This is a genomic window from Neisseria sp. P0017.S009 (assembly GCF_051957375.1).
Taxonomy (GTDB): domain Bacteria; phylum Pseudomonadota; class Gammaproteobacteria; order Burkholderiales; family Neisseriaceae; genus Neisseria; species Neisseria perflava.
Genome location: NZ_JBQCWL010000002.1, coordinates 160,915 through 172,828 on the forward strand (window position 1 = coordinate 160,915; position 11,914 = coordinate 172,828).

Here is an 11,914-nt window from a genome sequence, read left to right on the forward strand (position 1 = left end):
ATATTGACATATGTCATCAGGCCGTCTGAAAAGTATAAACGCAATGGACCAAATCCATCAATCCCCCATTGCCGCCAAAAGCTCGGCTTGATGCTCGGCAATCAGGGCATCATGATTTTCTCTAAAAGTATCAGTTTACATATTTACTCAAAATAAATATTTTTTAATTTTAAAAAAGATCGCACTATTTTAAATATACTGTTCATAGGGGAAATTCTGGTATTCAGGTAATTTAGAAATGGAGATCAGTGATTGAAGGTTAAGTCATAATTTTTGGAAGTATTAGAGTATCAGTAAAATAGAAATGAGTAAGACAAAGTTTGATTAATTCATTGGGAAAGGCTATCTGAAATTTTTGTTTCAGATGGCCTTACTCTAGAAGGTTAGTTTTCAGGCATACTACCCCATTGATTATCCCCATTGAAGGATGGTTGGCACATCAAAACAATTAGCCAGATTGGGCCAATAATAGGAATAAGTATAATGAGAAACCACCAACCTGATTTTCCTATATCATGGAGACGGCGAATAACGACAGATAAAGATGGAATAATTACAGCTAGAGCAAATAGGTAATATAGGAGGAAGAAAATATCTCCAAGACTTCTGCTAATTTCAGACATTATTATTGCGACAATAAAAATGGAAAAATCTGCAATTATTCTAAAGAGTGTATATCCCCAAAATTCTCGTTTGGATGCTCTCCCTGAAAATTGTGCATAACGTTTAGATAGCGTTTCCAAAAATAAGGCAAACAGTGATAATTGTCCATTTTCATTTTTGGATTGCGCCACAGTATTGAATGCATTTACGACATTATTAGATGAACTGCTATTTAGTGCCTTGTAAATACCAATAGCCTGACCATCTCCATTAATATCAAAATCAACATTCATGCCTCGAGTAGGAATGTTTTGTTCTTTCCATTCTTCGCTTTTAAATGGATAACGCTTACCATCCTCCCCGTTGATCAGACCACCACCGTTTTGAATTGAAAAGTCTAAAATTTGTCCCTTCATTTGTATCACTCCTAATATTTAATTAATTTCTAAGTAGAAACTACTTTTATCTTTATTCTGCCATTTGATTGAGTAAGTGATGTTTTCACTTCCTTTTGTTGTGGTCAATTTGGCAGAACATACTCTTATTTCGGCATCATGATTAACGGCAGTTTCTTCCACATCATCCAATGAAACAAATTGACCTAAAAGAAATGAGCGTTGGTTAATGATTTTTTTAACCAAATCTTCTGCATCACTTGAACCGCATGAAGGTAAGCCCCCCATACAACCAGTTAATAACATCACTGGTAAAATCCCAGCAAAGAGATAGTGTTTAATTTTCATTTGGTCACCTCAAGATTTAAAGTTTCATAAAAATAGAAAAGTACAGTAAAACTGTATGAAGTATTGCATTTAAGTATTTTTATGTCAAGAAGTACAGCAATACAATTTTAATTGAATCTATTTCTCTCTAATATCTTTTGCATGAATATAAGTCGTGCAATTAGATTTTTGAGAAAACAAAAAGGTTGGACACAGCAGCAACTTGCTGATTTTGCAAATACTTCGAAAAGTAATATCTCCAATCTTGAGAATGGTAATCAAGGATACAGTGAGGCTATCTTAAAATATCTTGCTGATGCATTGGGATGCCGTGTTTCGTCTATTTTTCTGCTAGCAGAATACTTGGAAAGACAGCAAAACAATACATTAAAGGATTTAGAAGAAATGCCGGTCGAACTGATTTTTTTACAACTTCCTGAACCTTTACAACAGTCTTTTAAATTATTGATGATCCAGACTTTGGAGCAAATCTCAAAATAAATACTGTTTTATAGGTTTGTTTGTTTTTAAATAAAAGCCGTCTGAAATTTACATTTCAGACGGCTTTTATATTGGTAATGATGATCAGAGTGAGGCAAATATCAATCCCCCATGGCCGCCAAAAGCTCGGCTTGATGCTCGGCAATCAGGGCATTGGTGATTTCTTCCAAATCGCCGTCCATCACAAAATCCAGTTTGTGCAGGGTAAGGTTGATGCGGTGGTCGGTCACGCGGCCTTGCGGGTAGTTGTAGGTGCGGATGCGTTCGCTGCGGTCGCCGCTGCCGATCAGGGATTTGCGTTCGGCGGCTTCTTTGGCTTGGGCTTCACGTTTTTGTGCATCGTTTAAGCGGGCGGCGAGGACTTTCATCGCCTGCGCCTTGTTGGCGTGTTGGCTGCGGCCGTCTTGGCATTCGACTACCATGCCTGTCGGTAAGTGGGTAATGCGGACGGCGGAGTCGGTTTTGTTGATGTGCTGACCGCCCGCGCCGGATGCGCGGAAGGTGTCGATGCGCAGGTCGGCCGGATTCAGTTCAATGTCTTCGAGTTCGTCCGCTTCGGGCATGACGGCGACGGTACAGGCGGAGGTGTGGATACGGCCTTGGCTTTCGGTGGCAGGAACGCGTTGTACGCGGTGACCACCCGATTCAAATTTCAGACGGCTGTATGCGCCCAAGCCGATAATGCGGGCGATAACTTCTTTATAGCCGCCCAACTCGCTTTCGTTGGCGGACACGATTTCAACCTGCCAGCGGTTGCGCTCGGCGTAGCGGCTGTACATACGCAGTAAATCGCCTGCAAACAGCGCGGCTTCGTCGCCACCGGTACCGGCGCGCACTTCAATAAAGATGTTTTTGTCGTCATCGGCATCTTTTGGCAACAGCAGTTTTTGCAATTCGGTATCGAGTTCGTCGATTTTGGCTTTTGCCGCTTCGATTTCTTCGGCGGCAAAGTCTTTCATTTCAGGGTCGGACAGCATTTCTTCGGCATCTGCCAAGTCGCTTTGCGCCAGCTGATAGTTTTGGAAGACTTCGACGACGGGGGTCAGTTCGGCGTGTTCGCGTGTGAGTTTACGGTAATTGTCCATGTCGGACGTGGCTTCAGGCTGTCCGAGCAAATGTGTGACTTCTTCTAGTCGGTCGCTGAGTTGTTGTAGTTTTTCTAAGATAGACGGCTTCATAAGTTTTCCAAAATACGGATGCCGTCGGGTGGTCTGCAACGGCGAAATAAGGAGTCATTATAATGGGTTTGAATGAAAATTCAAAAAGATATGATGGATTGGAAAGGCCGTCTGAAACCTGTTTTTAAGTTTCAGACGGCCTTTTTTATATGGGCTTATTTAGGCGCAGCCAAGATGCCTGTTTGGTTCAGTAGGAATAAAACGGTAAAGCCGGTCAAATAAATCAAACCGATAATGGCGAGGAAGTTCATGCCCATCGTCAGTTTGTGGCGTTTGTCGCCTTTGACGAGGCGGTAGTTCAACCAAGCGAACACTGGGGCGGCAACGAAAGCAGTAATCATAGCGAATTTGAGCAGCTCGGCCATCGCGCTGTTGAACCAGAAAATCACGGCCAAGCCTGAGCCTGCAACCCAGACGTTCCAAGCAAACAGTTCGACGTTGCCGGTTTTATCTTTACCGCGCAACAGGCGTACCGGTTCGGCAATCGCGCGCGCGTAGCCGTCCACTACGGTAATGGTGGTGCCGTACATACAGGCAAAGGCGATAAATGCTACCAGCGGACGCGACCAGTCGCCGATGGTAACGGCGTACATATTAATCAGTTGGCCAACATATTTGCCGCCCGCCATTTGCACTTCCTCGCCGTTGCCGTATTGTACATATGCACCCAAGGCGAGGAAAACGACCGCCAAAATCGCGCTGGTGATATAGCCGACGTTGAAGTCGAAAATGCCGTCGCGGTAGCTGGAAGGGTTGATGCGTTGTTTTTCGGTAACCCACAAAGAGTTGATGGCGGAAATTTCAATCGGTGCAGGCATCCAGCCCATCAGTGCGATGAGGAAGCCCAAGCCTGCCAGTGTCCACGGGGTAGGCTCGATAAAGTCGGGTTTCATCTGCATGCCGCGAGACATGGCCACGGCGGCTGCGGCGACGGTGGCAATGGTCAGGCTGACGATGATGATTTTGGAAACGTTGTCCAATGCTTTATAGCGGCCGCTTGCCAAAATCAGCAGGCAGGAAACCATAATCATGACGGACACCATGCCGGCATCGAAAGTCAGCGATGGGATCGCCATTTTGACGATGGCGGCGGTAACGATGGCGACTGCACCGGCATTAATCGTTGCCGATGCAATACACAAAATCAAAAATACCCACAAATAAACGCGGCTTTTTTCGGCATAGCCCTCAATCAGGCTTTTGCCCGTGTCCAGCGTGTAATGTGCGCTGAAGCGGAAAAAAGGGTATTTGAACAGGTTGGTCAGAATGATAATCAGCGCAAGCTGCCAGCCGTAAAGTGCGCCTGCCTGCGTGGAGGCAATCAGGTGCGAGCCGCCGACTGCCGCCGAAGCCATCATGATACCCGGGCCGAGAGCATTGATTTTGCTCTTCCAGGTGGAAGCGTGTGTATGTTGTTCAGCCATAATTAGTTTCCGCCTTTTTCAGACGGCCTTATTATCAAAAAAAGGCATATTTTAACGTAAATAAAAAGTTTGCCCAATAATATGCGTAATACTTTTTATCAATCAAAGGGAAAATACGGTGTTAAAAAGCCGAGATGACGGAGTGAACGATATTTTGTGCCAAAAACATTTTTTCAGACGGCCTTGTATCGCTTTTTATTCATGAATATGGGGTAGGGAGGGCAGAGTGTGTCGGTTTGGAAACGAAATGGCCGGGCAAGGCTTTTTGATGCCTTGAGGTCGGCATATCAAGGGGAAGTATGGAGCAGGGAATCCACGTTTTGCTCGGTTATTTCAGCCAGTTGCGCCAGCGGTATGCCGCGCAGTTCGGCTGCAATTTCGGCGATACGGCGGATGTTGGCTGGTGTATTGGTTTCATGGCCGAGCATAAAAGGGCTGTCGGTTTCAAGAACAAAATCCGTGTCATCTAAGGCTTGTAAGGCGGCACGGACTTTTTTTGCATTGGGATTGAGCAGCAGTGAGCCTATGCCGATTTTGAAGCCGAGTTTCACCAAAATCCGCGCTTCTTCTACGCTGCCGGAGAAAGCGTGAACGATACCGCCTTGTGTGAAACCGGCGGTTTTGACGGCGGCGGCAATGGCGGCGGTGGCTTTCAGATTATGGATGATGACGCGGCGGTTGAGGTTTTGGGCGAGGATGAGTTGGCGGATAAAGACGTCGGTTTGCGTGTCGCGTTGCGCTTGGGTTTGCTCTTTGCCATAAAAATCCAAGCCGATTTCGCCAACCCATGCCTGAGGATGCTGGATTAATTCTTTCTCTAACTCTTGGAATGCCGCTTCGTTGAGGCCGTCTGCAAACCACGGATGAATGCCCAAAGCGATATGGATGTTTTCAGACGGCCTTTCCAACTGCGCAACGGGATGCCAATCTTTGGGGGATGTGGCCGGTACGATAAAACGCGCCACGCCAACGGCTTGCGCTTCGGTAAGCACGGCAGGCAGCATGTCGGCAAGTTTGGGGTCGGCAAGATGGCAGTGGGTGTCGGTGAAAGTCATATTAAATGGCGGTTTACAGCAGATTTAATTGTTGCAATTCTTGTTGCACCTTATCTGCATTCCAGTCATGGGAAATGGCAAGGGTCATCAGCGCAGTGGCAGTTTCGAGATTGCATTTGCCGCCGTTGATGATACCTGTCTGACGCAAAGCATCGCCTTGGGCATAGACGGCGGCGGCGCAACCTTGCGGCACTTGGCTGATGTTGAGCAGCAATTTGCCTTGTTGCGTAAAGGCTTGGACGGCTCGGACAAACGCATCGTTACTCGGCGCATTGCCGTGGCCGTAGCTTTGCAGAATCAGGGCTTGGGCGGAAAGGTGGGGCAGGCCGTCTGAAAGTTCTTGCGCGGCATAACCGGGAATCAGCGTGCGGACGGAAACTTTGGCTTCAGGATTTGGAAGACGCGGTTTGAGGCCGTCTGAATGTTGGGTCGAGGCGGTACGGATATTGTGCCAACCTTTATTTTCCTCCCATTCGGCGAGTGCGCCAAAATGCAGATTGTCAAAACCTGCGGCGGTTTCAGTGCTGACCTTGCTGCTGCCGACGGCGGGGAAGAGCTTGCCGTCAAAGGCAATCGCTACTTGTTTGAGCTTGAGCGAGAAAGCGGAAACGGCGGTGGCCAGGTTGCGCGGCGCATCGCTGTTGGCGGCATCGTAAGGCCATTGCGAGCCGGTCAGGATAACGGGTTTGTCCAAACCTTGCAGCGAGAGGGCGAAGAGGTTGGCGGTGTATGCCATGGTATCCGTGCCGTGCAACACCAAAATGCCGTCATAGTCAGGCAGCTTGGCGATAATAAGCTCCAACCAGTCGCGTTGGTTTTGCAGCGTTACCGCGGAAGAATCGATGAGCGGCTGGCAAACGTGCCATACGAAATCAAGGCCGTCTGAAAAGGGGGCGAGGGCTTTATCGACGAGAGCGGTATCGGGACGCAGGCCGGCGCTGCTTTGGGTCATGCCGATGGTGCCGCCTGTGTAGAGGACAAAGATTTTTTGTTTCATGGTGTTTCTGATGAATGATTGAGGCCGTCTGAAAGAGGGGAAGTGTTTCAGACGGCCTGGAATGATTTATTGATTGGTTTGTTTTTTGGCTTTTGCCGCGCGTTTTTCGTGCAGTTTCTCGCGGAAGAAGGTGTGGCGGCGGTGTTTTTTCCACCAAATCCAACCGACAATGACTGCGCCGATGCCCAGTACGATAAAGATACCGGATTGCAGGCTGTGCATTTTTTTCATCAGCCAGTCGGTATTGCGTGCGCCGTATTCACCCAAATAAATCCAAACCGGAACGGAAATCAGCGCGGCCAAACCGTCCATCAGGATGAAGCGCAGGTAGGAAACCTTGCGGCTGATGCCTGCGGTCACGAAAACGGCGGTACGCAGGCCGGGCAGGAAACGGGCGACGAATAAAACCCAGTTTCCGTATTTGTCGAATTTTTCCTGTACTTGGGCATAGCGTTTGGGCGTCATCACGCGTGCAATCGGTTTGAATTTAAGGATTTTTTGTCCCCAAATCCGGCCGGCCGCAAACATAAAGCCGTCGCCTACCAATACGCCGAGCATGCCGACGGCAAACATAATATGCGAGTTGGTATAACCTAGGCCGGAAATCACACCGCCGGTTACCAGCGTCAAATCTTCAGGAATCGGCACGCCGAAGCCGCAAATAACCAAAACGAAAAACACGGCCGCATAGCCGTATTCAACGAAAAAAGATTCTAAAAATGCAAACATGGCCGCCGTCCCACGATAGATATTGATTGATGACTGGATTAAGTTGGAATTCTACCAAAGATAAGGCCGTCTGAAAGCAATCACAAGCAGATATTGTTTAAATTTGACGGTAGTTTGCAAAAAATATGGAAATTTGGACGTGGAAAGTTGGGATATGGACGGATTTGGCAGGTACAATAGCTGCTGGTTTATCTTTCAAACCCGAAATGGCGGTCTGTTTTCAGACGGCCTGTTCAGGAAAATGAAATCATGAAATACAGAGATTTGCGAGAATTTATCGCCGGATTGGAAGCTGATGGCAAACTCAAGCGCATTCAGCATCCGGTGTCGCCGCATTTGGAAATGACCGAAATCGCCGACCGCGTATTGCGTGCCGAAGGGCCGGCGCTGTTGTTTGAACACCCGATTAAGCCCGACGGTACGCGCTACGATTATCCCGTGTTGGCGAATCTGTTTGGCACGCCTGAACGCGTGGCGCTGGGCATGGGGGCGGACAGCGTGTCCAAGTTGCGTGAAATCGGGCAGACGCTGGCGTATTTGAAAGAACCCGAACCGCCCAAAGGCATTAAAGACGCGTTTTCCAAACTGCCGTTGCTGAAAGACATTTGGAGCATGGCGCCGAACGTGGTGAAAAACGCGCCGTGTCAGGAAATCATGTGGGAAGGCGAAGACGTTGATTTGTATAAACTTCCGATTCAGCATTGCTGGCCGGAAGACGTTGCGCCGCTGGTCACATGGGGCTTGACCGTCACGCGCGGACCAAACAAAAAACGCCAAAATCTCGGCATTTACCGTCAGCAGTTAATCGGCAAAAACAAGCTGATTATGCGCTGGCTGTCGCATCGCGGCGGTGCGCTGGATTATCAGGAATTCCGCAAACTCAATCCTGATACGCCGTATCCCGTCGCTGTCGTGCTCGGTTGTGACCCTGCCACCATTTTGGGCGCGGTAACGCCTGTTCCCGATACCTTGAGCGAATACCAGTTTGCCGGACTGCTGCGTGGTTCGCGGACGGAACTGGTGAAATGTATCGGCAACGATTTGCAAGTGCCTGCCCGTGCCGAAATTGTATTGGAAGGCGTTATTCATCCGAACGAAACCGCGTTGGAAGGCCCATACGGCGACCACACGGGCTATTACAACGAGCAGGACCATTTCCCCGTGTTCACGGTCGAACGCATCACCATGCGTGAAAATCCGATTTACCACTCTACCTACACAGGCAAACCGCCCGATGAGCCTGCCGTTTTGGGCGTGGCGTTGAACGAAGTGTTCGTACCGCTCTTGCAAAAGCAGTTCCCCGAAATCACCGATTTCTATCTGCCACCCGAAGGCTGCTCCTACCGCATGGCGGTGGTCAGCATGAAAAAACAGTACGCCGGACACGCCAAGCGCGTGATGATGGGCTGCTGGTCGTTCCTGCGCCAATTTATGTATACCAAATTCATCATCGTGGTTGATGACGATGTGAACGTGCGCGACTGGAAAGAAGTCATCTGGGCGGTCACCACGCGCATGGACCCTGTTCGCGACACTGTTTTGATGGAAAATACGCCTATCGACTATCTTGATTTCGCTAGCCCCGTCAGCGGACTCGGCGGCAAAATGGGTTTGGATGCGACTAACAAGTGGCCGGGTGAAACCGACCGCGAATGGGGTCGGGTGATCAAAAAAGACCCTGCCGTTACGGCCAAAATCGATGAGATTTGGGAGAGTTTAGGTTTATAGATGTCATTTCTATTGGAATTTATACTTCAAATCGTGATGGAAATGATTGGGGCGATGTTTGAGGGTACGGTAAAAATATTGAGGCTCGATTGGAGAAAAAGAAAACTCTCCAAAAAAGGCTTGATAATATTGACCGTATGGTCTGCCGTCATTGTTGCACTGATTGTGTATATGGTCATTCCTCAATAAACATCTTATTCTGACAATACATCTGTTAAGAGGCCGTCTGAAACTTTTTGGGTTTCAGACGGCCTTTAATTTGAAAATTTAGCGTGGTTTGAGCCACTTCCATTGTTCTTGTATGGTTTCTTGCAGGGCTTTTTGTTTTTCTGCCGGTGTGTTCATGCCATTGGTCAAACGGCTGTAGTCAAGGGTAATGGAAGGGTTTTGTACGGTTCCGCCGATTTTGAGGGGAATCGGTTTGTTTTTGGGTTGCAGTACGTTGCTGATAAGCAGGTTTTCGGACAGCTTTTGGGTATTCAAATCGGTATAGCCGCTGCTGACAACGTGCAGGCTGTCGGAAAACAGTTCGGTATTGATATGATGGCTGATGCCTTTCTCGATTTCACTATTGAGGATGAAATGATGGAAAGGGGTTTTGAGGTTGCTGTTGTCGATTTTTTCCGAAGAGATGCCGTTTTTCAGAATGCTGTCCATATCGATGCCGTGCCATGCGCCGTTGGTAATATCGAGGAGCAGGCTGCCGTTTAGGGCTTGTATCATTTGGGCGCGGTCGTTGCCGGAAGTTTGAATGTCGATAACGGCGTCGCCGCTGCCGCTGAAGCTGTGGAAGCCAAACAAGTCTTGCAGCAGAGGCTGAATTTGTATGCCTTTTGCGTTTTGTTGGAGGTGGTAAGAAGCGGGTTGGGTGGCTGCAATACTCAGTCCGCCCTCTGTTTTGCCGCCATAAAGCCCGGCTTTGAAACGGTGCAGGGCGATATGTTCTTTATCTGCGGTAAGCAGGGATTCGACGTTTTCAAGTTGCAGGCCGGCAGTTTGAATGGTGCCGATTTGGAGGTTGGCCTCAATGTCGGGCAACCAGGATTTGGCCAGCAGGGAAGGAAGATTCAGTGATGGCTGGGTTTTCAGATCTTCCAAGTAAGGGGTCAGATTGAGTTTTTGTAAGGCGATACCGGCGTCAAGGTGCGGGCGCGGCTGGGCATCGCGTTGGTATTTAAAGGCCAAGGCGAGGGCTTGTCTGTCAAATGCGCCTTTCAGACGGCCTTCCCATGTATTGAGGCTGAAATTGGCCTGTCCTTCGAGTGTACTGATGAATCGGGGGCGGGGAAGGCGGTTGATGGTGTCTTGCAGGGTGCTGAGGTGCAGTTTGGGCGCATCAATGCCTTTGCCTTTTTGCCAAACCAATGGGCTGGAAAAGGTAAAGTTGGTTTGGAGTCGGTCGTTTTTATGGCTGCCTTTGAGTTCAAAATTGGCGGCGGTCAAAACGGTTGCGTAGAGGTTGGCTTTGTCCAGTTTGAATGAACCGTCCCATTGGTTGTTTTCACTGCCGGCGGTCAATGCGCCGTTGAGTGTGTTGAGGTGCAAATAGCCGTTTTTAAACTGCAAGAGGGGCGAGCGTGCGTTGATATGCAAGTTTTGATAGCCGCTTTCAGCTTGCAGATTGAAGTCGCGGAAAAGGGCGGTTTGGTTTTGCCAATTAAGGCTGCCTGCGATTTGGGCATCCAGCTTGTTTTTGAGTAATACGGTTTGCAGGTTTAATTTGAGGGCGGGAACGCTCCAGCCGGCATCATCTTGTACAAGATGGCCGGCCCCTTGCCAACTGATGGGGTTGCCTATGTTTTGCAGTGTGCCGCTGATATCGAATGGACGGCCGTCTGAATCGGCTCTGCGCAGGGAAAATTGCAGATCGTTTAAGGCAATATCTTGTTCTTTATTGTGGTAACGGATGCTGCCGTTATTGATGATGATGCGGTTGAGCTGAAAACTTTCTTTTGACGATGGGTCTTGTTGCAGGCAGGCGGGCAGATGGTGTTTTGAGTCCAGTGTCAGTGTCGGGTTTAAAAGAATCCATTTCTCAAGTATGGGCGCATCCGACCATAGGCTGCTCCAACCAAAGCCCATTTCGGACTCAGCGATGTTCAGCGTCGGCGTGTCAGGTTCGGAAGAGGAAAGGCTGAGGTCTTTTAAAATCAGCGTAGGGCGCGGTAGCCATTTTCTGCTGATATTGGCGTTGTATTTGACTTGGCAGCCATGGGCAGAAAAGTTTTTCTGTATGAATGCGTCGATGTTTTCTGTATTGAATATGCGGAACATTAAGGCACTCAATACCGCCGCGAGGCATAAAAGCACGGCAATGCTGAAAACCAGGGATTTCAGCCAAAATTTTCCTGAGTGCAACATGGAATGAACAGACAATTCAGATTCTCGCTTTGATGGGAGCTTTAAGGAGTGATTGGAAGTTTAAGCCTTGCTGCTTAAGCGTGTGGAAGTATAACACAGAGCGTGGGCCTGTGTTTCAGACGGCATCGGTATGTTAATAAAAAACACCGCCCGAAGGCGGTGTTGATTTTAAGCATAAATTATTTACGCAGACCCAGGCGGGTAATCAGTGAACGGTAAGTATCAGGCTGAGTACGGCGCAGGTAAGACAGCAGGCGACGACGTTGGCTAACCATTTTCAACAGGCCGCGACGGCTGTGGTGGTCTTTAGGGTTGGCTTTGAAGTGAGGAGTCAGGTCGTTGATGCGGAAAGTCAACAGAGCGACTTGTACTTCAGAAGAACCGGTATCGCCTTCTTTGCGTTGGAAATCTTTAACAATTTGTGCTTTTTGTTCTACGGTCAATGCCATGATGGATAACTCCGAAAATAAAAGAACCTTTTCAGGTTCGGACAAGTTTGCCAAGCCAAACGACCTAAGCAAACTCCTAAGCGCCTTTTTATAAAGACGGGCGGATTATGCCACAATTTGTCTCTGTGTGCCACATCTTTTCAGACGGCCAAAAAAAGCGGCGATAC

Annotated in this window: 11 protein-coding genes; 2 read left to right on the forward strand and 9 right to left on the reverse strand. The window is 48.4% G+C overall.

Annotation, left to right across the window (positions count from 1 at the left end; genetic code table 11):
* Positions 1-383: 383 nt before the first annotated feature.
* Together ACTHTG_RS03025 and ACTHTG_RS03030 are read right to left on the reverse strand one after the other, a co-directional pair.
* The gene (locus tag ACTHTG_RS03025; protein WP_440360532.1) at positions 384-1,019 is read right to left on the reverse strand and encodes a DUF805 domain-containing protein; all 636 of its coding nucleotides are present in this window, start codon (positions 1,017-1,019) and stop codon (positions 384-386) included.
* An 18-nt stretch (positions 1,020-1,037) separates the two neighbouring features.
* On the reverse strand, positions 1,038-1,346 hold the full coding sequence (locus ACTHTG_RS03030) for a hypothetical protein (protein ID WP_003745794.1): 309 nt from the start codon (positions 1,344-1,346) through the stop codon (positions 1,038-1,040).
* A gap of 141 nt (positions 1,347-1,487) precedes the next feature.
* Between ACTHTG_RS03030 and ACTHTG_RS03035 the strand changes: the two genes are divergently transcribed.
* Complete coding sequence (locus ACTHTG_RS03035) at positions 1,488-1,826, forward strand: helix-turn-helix domain-containing protein (RefSeq protein ID WP_004519378.1); 339 nt, start codon at positions 1,488-1,490, stop codon at positions 1,824-1,826.
* Between the two features lie 101 nt (positions 1,827-1,927).
* Here ACTHTG_RS03035 and prfA read toward each other — a convergent pair whose 3' ends face one another.
* The 5 genes from prfA to ACTHTG_RS03060 all read right to left on the reverse strand — a co-directional run bounded on the left by prfA (position 1,928) and on the right by ACTHTG_RS03060 (position 7,209).
* Positions 1,928-3,004 (reverse strand): peptide chain release factor 1, encoded by a 1,077-nt coding sequence (gene prfA / locus ACTHTG_RS03040; RefSeq protein ID WP_049329850.1) that lies wholly within the window; start codon positions 3,002-3,004, stop codon positions 1,928-1,930.
* A 155-nt stretch (positions 3,005-3,159) separates the two neighbouring features.
* On the reverse strand, positions 3,160-4,428 hold the full coding sequence (locus ACTHTG_RS03045) for an Nramp family divalent metal transporter (protein ID WP_049344377.1): 1,269 nt from the start codon (positions 4,426-4,428) through the stop codon (positions 3,160-3,162).
* A 287-nt stretch (positions 4,429-4,715) separates the two neighbouring features.
* Positions 4,716-5,483, reverse strand: a complete 768-nt coding sequence (locus ACTHTG_RS03050; protein ID WP_070504434.1) for a TatD family hydrolase — start codon at positions 5,481-5,483, stop codon at positions 4,716-4,718.
* Positions 5,484-5,496: 13 nt separating this feature from the next.
* Positions 5,497-6,480: an asparaginase gene (locus tag ACTHTG_RS03055; RefSeq protein ID WP_308538373.1), complete on the reverse strand. Its 984-nt coding sequence runs from the start codon at positions 6,478-6,480 to the stop codon at positions 5,497-5,499.
* Positions 6,481-6,546: 66 nt separating this feature from the next.
* Positions 6,547-7,209, reverse strand: a complete 663-nt coding sequence (locus ACTHTG_RS03060; RefSeq protein ID WP_036491712.1) for a DedA family protein — start codon at positions 7,207-7,209, stop codon at positions 6,547-6,549.
* Positions 7,210-7,458: 249 nt separating this feature from the next.
* On the opposite strand from ACTHTG_RS03060, the gene ubiD reads away from it, so the two are divergent.
* The gene (gene ubiD / locus ACTHTG_RS03065; protein WP_308538372.1) at positions 7,459-8,937 is read left to right on the forward strand and encodes a 4-hydroxy-3-polyprenylbenzoate decarboxylase; all 1,479 of its coding nucleotides are present in this window, start codon (positions 7,459-7,461) and stop codon (positions 8,935-8,937) included.
* A 267-nt stretch (positions 8,938-9,204) separates the two neighbouring features.
* Here the strand turns inward: ubiD and ACTHTG_RS03070 are convergent, their stop codons facing one another.
* Complete coding sequence (locus ACTHTG_RS03070) at positions 9,205-11,298, reverse strand: AsmA family protein (RefSeq protein ID WP_440360543.1); 2,094 nt, start codon at positions 11,296-11,298, stop codon at positions 9,205-9,207.
* A gap of 179 nt (positions 11,299-11,477) precedes the next feature.
* Entirely contained in the window at positions 11,478-11,747 is a 270-nt protein-coding gene (gene rpsO / locus ACTHTG_RS03075; RefSeq protein ID WP_036491726.1) for a 30S ribosomal protein S15, read from the reverse strand.
* Between the last annotated feature and the right edge of the window lie 167 nt (positions 11,748-11,914).